Consider the following 16,239-nt stretch of genomic DNA (forward strand, 5'->3'; position numbering starts at 1 on the left):
TTTTCACATCCTTTTAAAATAATGTAAATTAATTTTACAGAATGTTTCCTTTGTTTACAACTGCAAATAAAAAACCTGAACAGATATCCCGTTCAGGCATTGATATTTTCACAGCATCGTGTTATGCTTAATTTTGTTTGTGTACTGACTTATAGATAGGGTGCATAAGTACCCAATATAAATTTTATCAATAATAATCAACGTTGTCAAGCATTTTTTATTTTTATATGCAATTTTAAAAGGAGTGTGGGTTGCGGATGAATAAGGAGTGGGAAAAAGAACAGCAAAGAGTGGAATTCATTCAAGATGTAATTGATCAGAAGGTCGCTCACCTTAATCAAAATATGGGCGGACTAAAAGGCGGGATCATCGAATTACGGAAAACATTCTGGGAAGATGTTACGGTTAATCTAGATGAGCCTGATGATGTGATCGAAACTTTTACAAGTATTAAACAACAGGCTGAGCTGCTTGCTGAACGAGAAAGAACCCATGGGCAATCTTATCGGTTGCTTAAACAACTCGATAAATTAAAAGACTCTCCTTTTTTTGGCAGCATCGATTTCCTTGAAGATGGCGAGAAATCTGCGGAACGCATTTATATTGGAATTACCTCTTTAATGGACGTACATGATGAGGAATTTATCGTGTATGATTGGCGTGCCCCAATTTCAAGCTTGTATTATGATTATTCTCCGGGCCCGGCAACATATAAAACTCCTTCGGGCATTATCGAAGGGACAATGGAATTAAAACGACAATACATTATTAAGTATGGTCAGTTAAAAGGAATGTTCGATACTGGAGTCACAATTGGCGACAGCCTGCTTCAGGAAGTACTGGGCGGCAATGCGAATACGCAAATGAAGAGTATCGTTGCGACGATTCAGCGTGAGCAAAACCATATTATTCGAAATGAAAAAAGTAAGATATTAATCGTTCAAGGTGTTGCTGGCAGTGGAAAAACTTCTGCTGCATTGCAGCGTGTCGCTTATTTGCTTTATCGATACAGAAATACACTTTCGTCCGATAATATTATGCTATTCTCTCCGAATCCTTTATTCAACAGCTATGTTGCGACCGTGCTGCCTGAGCTTGGTGAAGAAAATATGGATCAGACGACGTATCAGCAATATTTAATTACAAGACTTGGCAGTCGTTTTGAGGTGGAAGATTCTTTCAATCAAATGGAATACACGCTTACCGCTATGGATGAACCGGGATATGAAACGAAGATGAAATCGATTCGCTTTAAAGCGAGCTTAGATTTTAAAAATATAATTGATCAATATGTTAAGGATCTTTCAAAGGAAGGGCTTATTTTCAAAACGATATCTTTCCGCGGTCGAACCATTGTTTCCGCTCAAGATATATACACGTACTTTTATTCGCTTGATCCATCCATATCAATACCTAACCGTATGAAGCTTACGTCGGATTGGTTATTAAAAGAGATTGCCAAACAAGAGAAGCAGGAGCGGACGAAGGATTGGGTATTGGAAGAGGCTGAGCTCTTAGATAAAACCGACTATTTAGAAGTGTATCAAAGAATGCAGAATGATCTAGGAGAGAAGGAAGAATCATTTGATGATGCAGATAAAGAGCAGCGGATATTGGCAAAATCGATTGTAAATAAACACTTCAAACGAATTCGCAGTGCCGTAAAGAAAAACAAATTTTTAAATACAAAAGCTTTATATCAAAAGCTTTTTTCAGCGAAATCATGGCCTGATGGAATGGAAGACATTTGTGATGAAACGATTGAGAAATTACAGGCAAATATCCTATCGTATGAGGATGCCACTCCATACCTATATTTGCAGGATCAATTGGAAGGAAAAAAATCGAATACACTGATTCGTCATTTATTCATTGATGAAGCGCAGGATTACTCACCATTTCAATTTGAATTTTTAAAACAGCTTTTCCCTCATTGTAAAATGACAATCTTAGGGGATGTGAACCAAGCGATTTACGCACATACGATGGATGCTCCGTCATTATTAAATATGGAACCCGAAGGAACGGATAAAATCGTATTAAGGCGAAGCTACAGGTCAACCAAGCAAATAGTGGACTTTACGAGCGGCCTGATTGCCGGTGGTGATATGATTGAGCCATTTAATCGGGAAGGGGAAAAACCAGTACTGACAGAAGTTGAGAGTCACGATGATCTTCATGTGAAAGTTGAGGAATGCGTCCGTCTTTTAAAAGAAAAAGGCCATGAAACGATAGCGATTATATGTAAGACGATGAAGGAAAGTGAAGCAGCGTATGAAGTGTTAAAAAAGGAATTGCCTGTGCGGTTAATGGATAAAAACGCAAATTCATACGAAAAAGGTATCATCATTTTGCCAGCCTATTTAGCAAAAGGAATCGAATTTGATGCCGTCATTATCTATAATGCATCAAATGAGCAATACGGCCGCGAGTATGAGAGAAAGTTGTTTTATACAGCTTGTACAAGGGCCATGCATGAGCTGCATCTTTTCTCTAAAGGGAAACGAACATATTTGATTGATCAAGTGAGTGAGGATGCGTATAGAAAAGAGTGATCTTACTAAAGCAAAGCCGAAATCGTATAGATTTCGGCTCTGCTTATTTGCCATCAGCTGATGATTGCTACAAAGGGGAAAAGGGTATCCGTCCGAGCACTAATTTTAATTTGGCTCCACATGAACATGTACATAATACACACCATATTTCTCCTTTAAAATATCCTCTACATTTGAAGCGATCTCATGGGCATTGCCGATATCCAATGTTGAGCTTACTAATACAACGATATCGACAATCGTGTTATTTCCATAATTTCTAGCTTGGATTTGACTAACACCTTTTATCCCATTCACGGTTAAGGCAGTTTGTTTGTAAGAATTTAGCACTTTCTCATCAAAACCATCCGTCAGATAATGGGAAGCCTTCTTAAAAATATCCCATGCTGTTTTGCATATTAACAGTCCTACTACGACAGCTGTTACGGGGTCTAACCATGGAAGATGAAACTGTGAACCGATAATTCCAATCGCAGCCCCAATACTGACCCAAGCATCGGAGAGATTATCTTTTGCAGCTGCCATCACGGCTTGACTATTAATTTTTCTAGCTAAAATGATGTTATAACGATAGACCATGTACATCACACCGGCACAAAAAATGCCTGTCCAAGCGGAAATCATATCAGGTGAGGTGTGTTTTGGATGAAATACAGATGAAATGGCTTCATATAAAACTTGAATACCTACAGCCATCATTATAAAGGATGCCACCATGGATGCGACGGTTTCAGCTTTCCAATGGCCGTAAGGGTGATCTGTATCTGGTGGTTTTTGTGATAATTTCAGTCCTACAAGCACGGCAATTGAAGCAATGATATCGGTGGCATTATTAAGTCCGTCAGCTTTTAAGGCAGCCGAGTTTGCCATAGATCCAATAAATAACTTTAGTGCGGATAAAAATATATAAGCAATAATGCTAAGGATTGCTCCACGTTCTCCCAATTTTAAATCTTGATATTTTTCTTGTCCCATCATTATGTACCTCCAAATGTTGCTGTTAGAACATAATATCAATTGAGTTATGAGTGGGTCTATAGCAACGTTTTTTCGTCACTCTATAATGTTGGGGGCAGTCAAAATTAGTGGCGCGAGAGCAATAAAAGAAAAGCGGAAGGCGCCTGAAGCTAGACAATGAAAGACTTCTTTTAAACTAAGGATCGAATAAAACTTTATACTTTCTTTTATATAAAAAAAAGACCCCTCAAACTGGGGTCTTCAGCACTCTCATCGCATTCAATACAGCTAAAAGGGTAACACCTACATCCGAAAACACGGCTTCCCACATCGTTGCAATTCCAAAGGCTCCGAGTATTAGAAAAACAGCCTTTACTCCTAAAGCAAACAGGATGTTTTGCCAAACAATTCGGCGTGTTCTTTTTGCAATTTTGATAGCGGTAGGAATTTTTGAAGGTTCGTCCGTCATGATGACGATATCGGCCGCTTCAATAGCTGCATCGGATCCTAATCCGCCCATCGCTATACCGACATCTGCGCGAGCAAGAACGGGCGTATCGTTAATACCATCACCGACAAAAATGATTTTTTCATTTGCCGCTTTCCGAGCATCCAGTTTTTCAATTTCATCGACCTTATGATGTGGTAAAAGCTCAGCATGCACTTCGTCTAAGCCTAGCTTCTTGCCAACTGCATCACCAACTGTTTTCGCATCTCCAGTGAGCATAACGGTCTTCCTGATGCCAAGATCTTTCAATAAACGAATCGCTTGTGCGGAGTCTTCTTTTACTTGATCGGAAATGACGATGTATCCAGCATACTCGTCATCGACCGCTACATGGACGAGAGTTCCGATTACATCCGGTTGGTCAAAAACAATTTGCTCTTTCTCCATCAGCTTTGCGTTTCCGGCGGCGATCTTTTTACCCGCTGCCGTAACTTGAATTCCGTGCCCGGAAATTTCATTATAATCCTGAATGGAATCTTCTTTTATTTCTTTTCCATATGCCTTTTTTATGGAAAGGGCAATCGGGTGATTGGAATGTACTTCTGCAAAGGCTGCATATTCCAATAATTCGTCTGCCGTCATATTTTTAGGATGAATACTTGTAACGTCGAATACACCTTTTGTTAACGTTCCAGTTTTATCAAAAACAATATATTTTACATCGTTTAATGCTTCTAAATAGTTGCTCCCTTTCACAAGAATACCTGTTTTTGAAGCGGCCCCTATACCACCGAAAAAGCCGAGTGGTATAGAAATGACGAGGGCACAAGGACACGAGATGACTAAGAAGACAAGGGCTCGATAGATCCAGTCTGAAAAAGTCGCTCCACTAAGGATCAGTGGCGGGATAACGGCTAAAATAACTGCAACAATGACGACTACGGGCGTATAGTATCGAGCAAATTTAGTAATAAAATTTTCCGTTGGAGCTTTTCGGCTGCTTGCATTCTGAACTAAATCAAGAATTTTAGAAACGGTTGATTCGCCAAATTCTTTTGCCACTTCAATCGTAAGGACGCCATTTTTATTAATGAATCCACTTAATACATTATTTCCAGCTTCGACCTCACGCGGAACAGATTCACCGGTAAGAGCAGATGTATCAACCATGGAGTTACCTTCAATAATTTTTCCATCCAACGGCACTTTTTCACCTGGTTTTACAATAATAATATCGCCGATTTTTACTTCTTCAGGCGAAACAGTAAGGATATGGCCATCCTTTTTTACGTTGGCAGAATCAGGACGGATATCCATAAGCGCACTGATCGATTTACGTGAGCGATTAACGGCAATCGTTTGAAACAGCTCACCTACTTGGTAAAACAGCATAACAGCTACGCCTTCGGGATATTGCTGAATGGCAAACGCACCAATAGTTGCGATCGCCATCAGGAAATTTTCATCAAATACTTGACCACGTACGATATTTCTTGCTGCACGTAAAACAATATCACCACCGATAATCAAATAGGCAATGATGAAAATCCCTAGTTCCGTCAATCCAGATAAAGGCGAAAACATACCAATCGCGGCTAAAAGGGTTCCTGCAATTAAGCGGGTCACGATTGTTTTTATGTTTTTGTTGCCGTGATCATGATGATGGTCATGGTCATCGTTTCCTTTTTCTAAAGGCGTTATATCAGGTTCAATTGTTTTTACTTTCTTTTTTACTGCGGAAATAATATCTGCCGCATCATCTTGTACAGCTTCCAGCGTAAGAGTTTTGTTTACAAAGTTAACAGAGCAATTCGTAATGCCTTCCATTCCTTTAACACCATTTTCAATTTTCATGGCACAATTCGCACAATCTAATCCTTCTAAGAGGATTTCCTGTTTTATTTTTCGCTTCTGCCTCTCCATATGTCTCTCTCCTAAAACACTCTATATTTTATCTTCATTAACATGTTCAAGTGCTTGATCGAAAATTTGGATTACGTGATCATCTGCAAGTGAATAATACACAACTTTCCCTTGTTTTCGATTTTTTACTAACTTTGCTTGCTTCAATACTCGTAATTGATGCGAAATAGAAGATTGTGTCATATTCAGTAAATAGGCGATATCACAAACACACATCTCCGTTTGAAATAAAGAGTGTAGAATTCTAATCCTAGTGCCATCTCCCAACACTTTAAACAGCTCTGCCACTTCGATCAAACTGTTGTCCTTTGGGATAGTTGCTTGCACCTGCTGAACAATGTCTTCATGAATGACTGTTTGGCTGCAAGTTTCAGGGATCGTCATTTCTTTTTGCATAAAAACACCTCTTTTATTAATTGAACATATGAGCAATTATTCATATGTTTATTATATGCTTCATTTATTTGAAGTGTCAATTGTAAAAGCGGAATAGAATCGGGAAAAGTCTTCAGATTATTACTGGTATATGCTTCGATTTAAAGTGGATGAGATGGATATCTTGCTATTGATGTTTTCTATCACGAATGGACTTGGAGTGGCGGAACTCCAGCCTAGAAAGATTTGCATCCCAATTGAAGCAAAAATTCTGCGGCAATTCCTGCCTATGAACGGCTCTCGTATCGAAAAACCAGGAAAAAAATCGTTTAACAAATTCAGTTGCAAAAGAGCCGCACACGAAAAAAAGGATTAAGCCACTTGGCTCAATCCTTTTCTACATAATATTTAGCGGCTCTTCAATTGAATCGACTACATAATCTTCGGTGACATGGACTTGATACGTTTTTCCATTATGCACGAATTTGAATAGTCCATTGTTGAAGTCCGTTCCAATTTCTTTATAAAAGATTCCTTCATGGCTAATTTGCTTTTGACATGTGAAGCAAAGTCGGTACCCGTCTTTTTCCTTTAGTAAATAGCCGCGGACCCCGGTTTCATAGGTGATATCTTCTCCACCTTTAATTGTCCGGTCCAGCGCGACGATGTGAATATCGATAAAGGATGATATTTCCCTTAAAAGAACGTTCACGAAAGATCCTTTTGTAATTTCTTCCCAACGGTTTTGGGCGGTTTGTCCGATTACAATTTGTGTAATATTATATTTCTGAGCAATACCTGAAATCACTTTTGCGACAGGGCGCTTTTCATTGTCTTGCATAATGAACTCTTCAGCATCGAATTGTTCAGCCAATTCTTTCCACTGATCAATATAGCTGGATTTTTCCGCGTCAAATTTATCATACGGAAGGGGATCTACAGTTAGAATATATAATGGACAATTTAACATACTTGCCATTTTATGACCACGTCTAATTAGGCGCTCACCGTTTGGACCGTAATACACACAAACGAGAATACTCTCATCCATACGACCCTTCACTTTCTTCATGAAAAAATTCACCTCTTAAATGGTTCATTCAAATACATAAAACGTGCCAAAGTCTTTAAACTAAATCATTATATATAAAAATACTTCAGAATACAATAGACGTTAAGAAGGTTTGTAAAAAGTTATGAAAGTAGCCATTTTTAATAAGAAAATCTTATGCAATGAAACTTCAATTGTGTAGTCAAGATGTCTTTTATTGTATAATAATAAGGAAAAATAAAATGCTAAGCCCCAATCCGACACCTTGTCGGTTACTTTTCTGATTAGAGCCCTCCTTTTCTCAAAAGGTTATGGTCTCTTATTATCCCGTTAGTTGGCATAGGAGTCAACCCCTACAAATAAGTAAGCCGCTGCAACCTTAAGATCAAGGGAGGTTATTATTATATTGGTATCGATACAGCTGGCAATCATGGTTCCATTTCTGGCTGCCATCTTCATTCCATTTTTGTATAAAAAATTGCCCCGTATACATATCGGTTGGTTCGTGTTGATTGTACCGACCGCCTTATTTATTGCCCTTGCCCGTTTTATTCCTGCCGTAGCAGAAGGAAAAACATTTTTACATACTGTTCAATGGATCCCTTCTTATGGCATTCATTTCACAACATATGTAGATGGGCTCAGTATTATTTTTGGACTTTTGATCACAGGTATCGGAAGTCTCGTCATCCTTTATTCCATCTATTATTTATCCGCAAAAGAATCTCTACATCATTTTTATACGTACTTGCTTTTATTTATGGGTGCCATGCTCGGGGTCGTTTTTTCCGACAACTTAATGGTTTTATATGTGTTTTGGGAATTAACGAGCATTTCATCCTTCTTGCTGATTGCATTCTGGTACCATCGGAAAAAGTCCCGCTATGGTGCACAAAAGGCTCTGCTCATCACGTTTGGCGGCGGGATGGCAATGCTGACGAGCTTTTTCATGATTTATCTTATAACCGATACGATGAGTGTTCGCGAGATTATATCATCCATTGATACGAACCATGAACTATTTATTCCCGCATTAATATTGCTGCTCATTGGCGCTTTTACGAAGTCAGCGCAATATCCATTTCATATTTGGCTTCCAGACGCGATGGAAGCGCCGACTCCTGTCAGTGCTTATCTCCATTCAGCGACTATGGTAAAAGCAGGTATTTACTTAGTGGCTCGTTTTACTCCTGTTTTCGGAAGCAGTGAAGTGTGGTTTTGGCTCGTCAGCAGTATAGGATTAATCACTTTATTTTGGGGATCGTTTAATGCCGTCCGCCAAATTGATTTAAAAGCGTTGCTCGCTTATTCCACGATCAGCCAATTAGGACTGATTATGAGTTTATTTGGAATTGGGTCCATCGCTCACCAATTAGGGGTAAGTGAAAATTCTATTATCTATACACAAGCTTCATTTGCAGCTCTTTTCCACCTTGTCAACCACTCGACATTTAAAGGGGCACTTTTCATGGTCGTAGGAATTGTCGACCATGAAGTCGGGACAAGGGATATACGAAGGTTAGGCGGCTTAATGGCATTTATGCCTGTATCGTTTACGATTGCTTTGATTGGGAGCTTTTCGATGGCTGGCCTGCCTCCATTTAACGGTTTTTTAAGTAAGGAAATGTTCTTTGAAGCGGTTGTAAATGTGAGCCAGTCTTCTATTTTTTCTGTACATTCCTTAGGTTTGCTATTTCCAATAGTTGCTTGGATCGCAAGTGTTTTAACATTCGTTTATTGTATGATTATCGTATTTAAAACATTCTTAGGACCATATCATCCTGAAAAGCTGGAGCATGGAGCTCATGAAGCGAAGATTGGCATGCTCGTATCGCCTATCATCTTAGGCTCCTTAATTGTCGGTATTTTTATATTCCCAAATGTACTTGGAGATTATTTACTACGCCCTGGTTTAGCAAGTATTTTTCCTTCCTTTCCATTGGATGAGATGACGAAGCCGATATCTTTATGGCATGGATTTAATCCAGCATTATTCATGACAATCGGAGTAGTGGTTGTAGGGATAATTATTTTTCAAATTATACGCCGCAGGAAAAGTCTTTATTTTCCTCCAAGCAAATGGACATTTGATCAATTATATAATTCTACTCTTGAACAAATGGAAGTGCGTGGTTTTAGGATAACAACACTTTATATGACTGGTTCACTTCGAGATTATTTAGTTTATATTTTTCTATTTCTAATCGCATCTGTTGGAGGAATCTTCATATTTACGGATGCTTTCACTTTCGACCTATCTAATAATGCCCCGATTAGTATATATGAAATATTGATTGTATTCGCGATGCTGACAGCTGGGATTGCAATTATTTTTGCCAAATCTCGGATCACAGCTATTTTGTTAAATGGCGTTCTTGGGTATTCGATTGCGCTGCTATTTGTTTTATTCCGGGCACCAGATTTAGCTCTCACTCAGTTAGTCGTCGAAACCGTAACAACTGCCTTGTTCCTACTCTGTTTTTATTTTTTGCCGAAACAGGAAAAGGAAAATTCACCGCAAAAAACGAAACGTATGAATCTAATAGTTTCTATTCTAGTCGGTATTATTTTCGTGTCAGTCGCGCTTTCTGTTCACAGCGGCAAGCTATTTGAGACCATTTCAGCTTATTTTGAAAATGCATATGAACTTGCTGGTGCAAACAATATCGTCAATGCGATATTAGGTGATTTCCGCGCATTCGATACGATGCTTGAAGTTATTGTTCTCTTTATTGGTGGAATTGGAGTTTACACATTGATCAAGCTAAAGGCAAGGAAGGGGGACGAAAATATTGAAAATCAATGATGTGATTTTACAAACGGTCACTAGAATTGCCGTATTTATCATCTTGACGATGGCCATTTACTTATTTATATCAGGCCATAATAGTCCTGGTGGTGGTTTTATCGGCGGTCTAATTCTTGCCTCCGCATTTGTGCTGCTTTGTCTTGCTTTTGATATTGAAACGATCGCGAATGGTATCCCATTAGATTTTAAAAAAGTTGCTGCTACAGGTGGATTTATCGTATTAGGAACGGGGTTGACCGCGATCTTTTTTGATGTTCCTTTTTTAAGTCAGACGCATTCTTACGCCAATCTTCCAATAGTAGGAAAAACAGCATTATCGACTGTCACTTTATTTGAGGCAGGAGTGGCACTAGCAGTCGTGGGGGTTGTCGTAACGATTATTTCGAGTATTAGCGAGGATGTGTAACGAATATGGAAACATTAATCATCATTTTGGCGGGAGTATTGGTGACGGTCGCCACCTATTTAATTCTTTCCAAAGGGGTTTTGCGGGTTATTTTAGGAACAGCTATATTATCTCATGCTGCACATTTATTATTAATGACGATGGGTGGATTGAAAAAAGGCGGCGTACCTGTTATTGGGGAAGGAAACGGCATATACACGGATGCTCTTCCACAAGCATTGATTTTAACATCTATAGTCATCAGTTTTGCTGTAACGGCCTTTCTCCTCGTATTGGCTTATCGAACATACCAAGAAAACGAACTTTCGCAGCTGGCAAGAGGGTTGAAAGATGAATAATATCCTTGTACTGCCGATGGTCATACCGCTGCTCGCGGGTATTATTCTTATTTTTCTAAGGTCGCACGTTCACTTGCAAAGATGGATTAGTTTCGCAGCAATGTCTGTCGTTGCGGGTTTAAGCATCTATATATTAGAGTTGATTCAAATGAACGGAATCCTCCGTCTTGATTTTGGAAATTGGCAGCCGCCTTTTGGCATTCTCTTTGTCGGCGATTCTTTTTCAATGCTTTTAGTTTTGACGGCCAGTGTCGTTACCGGGATTTGTTTGCTCTACGCGTTTCAATCGATTGGGGAAGCGCGGGAAAAAATGTTCTTTTACCCTTTTGTTTTATTTATGGTAGCAGGCGTCAACGGTTCGTTTTTGACAGGTGATCTTTTTAACCTATATGTTTGTTTTGAAGTCATGTTGTTGGCTTCATACGCGTTAATTACACTTGGAGGAACTAAACCGCAATTTAAGGAATCGATAAAATATGTCGTCATCAATGTCGTTTCTTCTTGGTTATTTTTAGTTGCTATTGCTTATTTATATGGAGCGGTAGGAACGTTAAATATGGCTCATCTTTCGGCTCGAATTGCTGAGGCCGGACAAACACCTTTATTAACAGTGATTAGCATTTTGTTTTTGCTTGTATTCGGTTTAAAGGCGGGTTTATTGCTATACTTTTGGCTTCCTGGTTCATATAGCGTACCACCAACAGCAGTGGCGGCATTATTTGGTGCATTGTTGACGAAGGTAGGCATTTATGCGATCTTCCGCATGTTCACTCTACTTTTCTATCATGAGCCACAAATCACTCATACATTGATAGGGGTCATGGCAGGGATCACAATGATAGGTGGAAGCCTAGGGGCAGTCGCCTATAAAGACATCCGCCAGATTGTTTCCTATAATGTGGTCATCGCAGTAGGCTTCATATTGGTGGGACTTGCCGTGGCGACACCAATTGCTGTGGAAGGATCGATCTATTATTTAATTCACGACATGATTGTTAAAGCGGTCTTGTTTTTACTAGCAGGAACAATGGTGGCTCTTACGGGAACCGCGAAGATTGATAGAATGAGCGGGCTTATTCGAAATTATCCTCTACTAGGGTGGCTATTCTTTATTGTGATGTTGGCACTTGCTGGCATTCCGCCACTAAGCGGCTTTATCGGGAAAGTTTTAGTTGGACAAGGGGCTGCTGGGGGAGGAAATTATGTTCTGCTTGCACTTGCATTACTATCGAGTATATTCGTTCTATATTCATTGCTGAAAATATTCAAGAACTGTTTTTGGGGAGAAACCATTATTAGTGAAGATGAGCAAATACCAGTGAAAAAAAGTTTGCTCATCCCTTGTGTAATCCTTACAGCTATTTCAATCGGATTGGGGCTAGGCGCTGAAGTATTGGCTGCTTATGTGAAGGATGCTGCAAATACGTTGATGAATCCTAATGTATACGTGGAGGCTATATTAGGAAAAGGGATCGGTCAGTAACCGCGGTAGGACAGCCTGTAAACGGGGTGTGACGGCCAATCACTCCGGTGCGACCGCTAGTAATCCCGATTGATAACCTGTAAAACTGGAACGATCGACAGGAAAGCCGAGATTAAGGCTAGAAATAGAGGTGATGGTTAATGCCAGCTCAGTTTCTGTTGAATTTATTTATAGCTTTTCTATGGATGGTATTGAATGACGAAGATGTAATGAGATTTCCTACTTTTTTTGAAGGGTTTCTCGTCGGAATTTTTATTATTTTTCTCATGCAGCGATTTTTTGGAAAGCAATTTTACTTACATCGTTTTTATTATGTGCTAAAACTAATTCTCATTTTTATACAAGAGCTGTTTAAGTCTGCCTATGTCGTGTTGAAGCATATTTTAAGCAAAGAAATTGATATTAAGCCTGGTATTTTCACGTATGAAACTTCCTTGAAAAGCGACTGGGAAGTGACGACGCTTGCGATGCTTCTGACATTAACACCTGGGTCAGTCGTTATGGAAGTTTCACCTGAAGGCAATATATTTTATGTTCATGCACTCGATATTGAACGGTATAAAGGCGACCTGATTCGATCCTTAGGAAGGTTTGAAAAAGCGATAATGGAGGTGACTCGATAATGATTGAAGTGATGTTGAAGATTTCCCTTACTATGTTTGCTTTAGCCATCGTCATATCGCTATATCGTATTATTCGTGGTCCATCTATCCCGGATCGTGTCATTGCGATGGATATGATCGGAGTCAATCTCATATCTGCTATTGCCGCTATCTCCATTTTGCTGAACACAAAAGCCTACTTAGAAGTCATCCTTATTTTAGGGATATTAGCATTTATCAGTACGATTGCACTCTCAAAATTCATAGAGAGGGGAGTTATCATTGAGCGTAAACGAGATCGGTGAATTTATCGGGGCATTCCTCATCTTAGTTGGAAGCATCTTTAGTGTCATCAGTGCCATTGGCATTATTCGCTTTCCAGACGTGTACACGCGGGCACATGCCGCGACGAAAAGCTCAACGCTTGCCGTATTATTGGCCCTTTCAGGAGCATTTATTTATATTTGGTTTAGCGACGCCTTCATAAGCGTACGTGTAATCTCAGGAATCCTCTTTGTCTTTATTACGGCTCCGGTTTCTGGACATCTTATTATTAGAGCGGCTTATCGTTCGAAGGTGAAGTTAGCGGATTCGACGATTGAGGATGAGTTAAAGCCGGTGTTGGAAAAAGAAAATTAGTAAAGATTTTTATAATTAAGGGCTGCCGTTAATATGAGGAAGCCCTTTTGTGGTCTTTTCAAGGTTATTTTTATGAAAACTTTTCCTGAATTTCAGTTAAAAACATCTCGGCTGCAGCAGAAAAAACTTGGTGTTTTTTCCAAACAATATTTAAGCTAGATTCAAGTCTTGGCGAAAGCGGCTTAAAACAAAGATTACTATCACTAGACGTATTCACTATTTTATCGAGGGTTATGGCATAACCAATGCCCTCTTCAACCATAATGGCCGCATTATAGGCAAGATTGTATGTTGTTACAACGTTTAATTTATCGAAATCTTCACCAAACCAATCTGCAAATTCATTTTTAGAAAATGTCTGTTTCATAGCTTGACGTGAACAGATAAGCGGAACTTTTAATAAATCCGCTGCTTCAATAGTATCCTTCAAAGCAAGGGGACTGTCCTTCCGCATGACAACGCCCCAAACATCTTTGGCAGGGATATTGATATAATTGTATTTGGATAAATCAGCTGGTTGAATTAATATAACAAAATCAAGAAATCCTTTGTCGAGCCGTTCAGTCACATCTTCCTCATTTCCACTGTAAAGGTGATACTTTATATTTGGATACCTTAATTGCAAATCCTTTACTACCCTTGCAATCTTTTTCATGGCATCTGTTTCCCCGCCGCCTATGTAAATATCACCACTTATTGTATCTTCCATGGAACCAAATTCTGCTTCTAATTTATCGACCATATCAATGATTTCTTCTGCTCTCTTTCGCAGAAGCATTCCTTCATCTGTAAGAATGATACTGTGGCTACTACGAATAAAAAGTTTCTTTCCTAACTCTTGTTCAAGGTCTTTTACCTGTCTTGATAAGGTTGGCTGTGTAACATGCAAAAAATCAGCGGCCTTCGTAATGCTCCCTTCTCTTGCAACTGTAAGAAAATACCGCAATACTCTAAATTCCACTTTTAATTCCTCCCTTTATTTTAGTATATAAATTATAGATATGCTTATCAAGCATATCTAGATATAAGATATAAGTATTAGCTATATGCAAACAGTATAGCTAGAATGAATAGTAAAGGGTGAAACAACGGTAGGAAAGAGGGTTATTGAGTATGTCTGCCATACAAGATAAAGTTGTAGTGATTATGGGCGCCTCAAGTGGAATTGGTGAAGCAACTACGAAAAAACTTGCTCAAGAAGGAGCAACATTAGTTATTGCAGCTCGTCGAGAAAAACGTTTGCAAGCGCTTGTCAAGTCATTGCCGAATGCCACCATTTCATATGCTGTTGCGGATGTTACGAATAAAGATGATGTTCAAGCGGTTGTTGATTTAGCAGTTGAAAAATATGGCCGTGTAGATGTGCTTTTTAATAACGCCGGAATCATGCCGCAAGCTACGCTTTCAGAGGCTGGCCCAGATGACTGGCAACAAGTGGTGGATATTAATATTATGGGAGTTTTAAATGGAATAGCTGCAGTGCTGCCTGTCATGAAAAAGCAGCAATCTGGCCAGATTGTCACAACTGCCTCCGAAGCGGGACATGTAGTTTTTCCGGGAGGAGCTGTTTATTGTGGAACGAAGTTTGCGGTTCGTGCAATCATGGAAGGGTTGCGCCAAGAGGAACGCGAAAACAATATTCGCAGCACGCTTATTTCTCCAGGAACGGTAGACACCGAACTGCATCTAACGATTAATGACTTAGAGAGGCGTGAATGGATAGAGAAGCTACAACGTGCCATTGGTTTAAAATCAAGTGATATAGCGGATGCAGTTGCCTATGCTATTAGTACGCCTGATACTGTTACGGTAAGTGAAATCGTCATTCTTCCAACAGGAAAAGAATTTTAATAGATATTGCTAACATAGAAACTTTTTCATTAAATAATGTAGATTCTAGATAGTGGATATTACTATTTTTTAAGGAGAATAAAGAGTGAAGCTACTGAAAAGAATCTTTCTACTATCAATATTAATGATCATTATCGGGATAGGTGCATCCTTAACCTTAAAAGCTGCCATTGGAGTCATGGGTTTTGATGCATTAACACAATCTATTTCTTTTTTATCCGGAATTAAAGTAGGAACTGTCGGAATGATTTTAAATTGTTCGTTTGTGTTAGGCCAATGGATTCTTCTTAGAAAGGATTTTAATTTCAGACATCTGTTGCAAGTTCCTATGAGCATACTAATTGGTATTGTTATAAATTTCATTTTTTATGACGTTTTAGGATCTTTCATCTTTGATCATTATATAGTGAAACTGATATTGTTACTCGTTGCCTTGATCATATTGGCTTTTGCAATAGGGGCCGTAATGGCATTAGATGTTGTAACTTTTGCATTAGAAGGTTTTTGTATGGCTTTAGCTAAAAAAACAAAATGGAATTTTGTTTTAGTAAGACAAGGGATTGATATTGTATGTATCCTTCTTGTCATTCTCCTTACCTTTGGCTTTTCATTACAACTAACCATAAGAGAAGGAACCATTATTGGAATGCTAACTCTAGCCCCATTGATGGGTTACTTTATGAAAAGAATTCAACCAGTCTTCAGGAAGTTAGGTCTTACAAATGAAGAAGTAGAAAAAATAGATGCAAATAAGAATTCAGTAAAAGCGGTGTAAGATGGAAAAATGACAAGTTAAAGAAAA

Annotated in this window: 16 protein-coding genes; 11 read left to right on the forward strand and 5 right to left on the reverse strand. The window is 39.0% G+C overall.

From position 1 onward, the window contains the following. Positions 1-257 precede the first annotated feature (257 nt). On the forward strand, positions 258-2,555 hold the full coding sequence (gene helD / locus KHA96_RS07840) for an RNA polymerase recycling motor HelD (protein WP_213128772.1): 2,298 nt from the start codon (positions 258-260) through the stop codon (positions 2,553-2,555). Between the two features lie 105 nt (positions 2,556-2,660). Here helD and KHA96_RS07845 read toward each other — a convergent pair whose 3' ends face one another. The 3 genes from KHA96_RS07845 to KHA96_RS07855 form a co-directional block, all read right to left on the reverse strand. After that, on the reverse strand, positions 2,661-3,530 hold the full coding sequence (locus KHA96_RS07845; protein ID WP_213129868.1) for a cation diffusion facilitator family transporter: 870 nt from the start codon (positions 3,528-3,530) through the stop codon (positions 2,661-2,663). Between the two features lie 229 nt (positions 3,531-3,759). Further along, complete coding sequence (locus tag KHA96_RS07850; RefSeq protein ID WP_213128773.1) at positions 3,760-5,883, reverse strand: heavy metal translocating P-type ATPase; 2,124 nt, start codon at positions 5,881-5,883, stop codon at positions 3,760-3,762. Positions 5,884-5,904: 21 nt separating this feature from the next. Continuing rightward, a complete protein-coding gene (locus KHA96_RS07855; protein WP_213128774.1) occupies positions 5,905-6,279 on the reverse strand; it encodes an ArsR/SmtB family transcription factor in 375 nt (124 codons plus the stop codon). A gap of 130 nt (positions 6,280-6,409) precedes the next feature. Between KHA96_RS07855 and KHA96_RS07860 the strand changes: the two genes are divergently transcribed. Then, entirely contained in the window at positions 6,410-6,634 is a 225-nt protein-coding gene (locus KHA96_RS07860) for a hypothetical protein (protein ID WP_213128775.1), read from the forward strand. A gap of 21 nt (positions 6,635-6,655) precedes the next feature. Here the strand turns inward: KHA96_RS07860 and KHA96_RS07865 are convergent, their stop codons facing one another. Then, a complete protein-coding gene (locus KHA96_RS07865; protein ID WP_213128776.1) occupies positions 6,656-7,330 on the reverse strand; it encodes a universal stress protein in 675 nt (224 codons plus the stop codon). 385 nt (positions 7,331-7,715) lie between these two features. Here KHA96_RS07865 and KHA96_RS07870 point away from each other — a divergent pair, with 385 nt between their 5' ends. From KHA96_RS07870 to KHA96_RS07900, 7 genes are all read left to right on the forward strand, one after another. Continuing rightward, entirely contained in the window at positions 7,716-10,115 is a 2,400-nt protein-coding gene (locus KHA96_RS07870) for a Na+/H+ antiporter subunit A (protein WP_213128777.1), read from the forward strand. Continuing rightward, a complete protein-coding gene (locus tag KHA96_RS07875; RefSeq protein WP_213128778.1) occupies positions 10,102-10,524 on the forward strand; it encodes a Na(+)/H(+) antiporter subunit B in 423 nt (140 codons plus the stop codon). Before KHA96_RS07870 ends, KHA96_RS07875 begins: the two co-directional genes overlap by 14 nt. Before the next feature lie 5 nt (positions 10,525-10,529). Then, entirely contained in the window at positions 10,530-10,862 is a 333-nt protein-coding gene (locus KHA96_RS07880) for a Na(+)/H(+) antiporter subunit C (RefSeq protein ID WP_213128779.1), read from the forward strand. Beyond that, positions 10,855-12,345 carry a Na+/H+ antiporter subunit D gene (locus KHA96_RS07885; protein WP_213128780.1) on the forward strand — a complete coding sequence of 497 codons (1,491 nt, stop codon included), beginning with the start codon at positions 10,855-10,857 and terminating at the stop codon, positions 12,343-12,345. The genes KHA96_RS07880 and KHA96_RS07885 overlap by 8 nt, the downstream gene beginning before the upstream one ends. Positions 12,346-12,485: 140 nt before the next feature. Further along, complete coding sequence (locus KHA96_RS07890; protein ID WP_213128781.1) at positions 12,486-12,968, forward strand: Na+/H+ antiporter subunit E; 483 nt, start codon at positions 12,486-12,488, stop codon at positions 12,966-12,968. Next, positions 12,968-13,252: a Na(+)/H(+) antiporter subunit F1 gene (locus tag KHA96_RS07895; protein ID WP_213128782.1), complete on the forward strand. Its 285-nt coding sequence runs from the start codon at positions 12,968-12,970 to the stop codon at positions 13,250-13,252. The genes KHA96_RS07890 and KHA96_RS07895 overlap by 1 nt, the downstream gene beginning before the upstream one ends. After that, positions 13,230-13,586, forward strand: a complete 357-nt coding sequence (locus tag KHA96_RS07900) for a Na+/H+ antiporter subunit G (protein ID WP_213128783.1) — start codon at positions 13,230-13,232, stop codon at positions 13,584-13,586. Before KHA96_RS07895 ends, KHA96_RS07900 begins: the two co-directional genes overlap by 23 nt. A gap of 70 nt (positions 13,587-13,656) precedes the next feature. Here the strand turns inward: KHA96_RS07900 and KHA96_RS07905 are convergent, their stop codons facing one another. Further along, complete coding sequence (locus KHA96_RS07905) at positions 13,657-14,547, reverse strand: LysR family transcriptional regulator (protein WP_213128784.1); 891 nt, start codon at positions 14,545-14,547, stop codon at positions 13,657-13,659. 152 nt (positions 14,548-14,699) lie between these two features. Here KHA96_RS07905 and KHA96_RS07910 point away from each other — a divergent pair, with 152 nt between their 5' ends. Both KHA96_RS07910 and KHA96_RS07915 read left to right on the forward strand, forming a co-directional pair. Beyond that, positions 14,700-15,437: an SDR family oxidoreductase gene (locus KHA96_RS07910; protein WP_213128785.1), complete on the forward strand. Its 738-nt coding sequence runs from the start codon at positions 14,700-14,702 to the stop codon at positions 15,435-15,437. A gap of 85 nt (positions 15,438-15,522) precedes the next feature. Next, the gene (locus KHA96_RS07915; protein WP_213128786.1) at positions 15,523-16,212 is read left to right on the forward strand and encodes a YczE/YyaS/YitT family protein; all 690 of its coding nucleotides are present in this window, start codon (positions 15,523-15,525) and stop codon (positions 16,210-16,212) included. The last annotated feature ends 27 nt before the right edge of the window (positions 16,213-16,239 follow it).

This window comes from Bacillus sp. FJAT-49711, assembly GCF_018343715.1.
Taxonomy (GTDB): domain Bacteria; phylum Bacillota; class Bacilli; order Bacillales; family Bacillaceae_C; genus Lederbergia.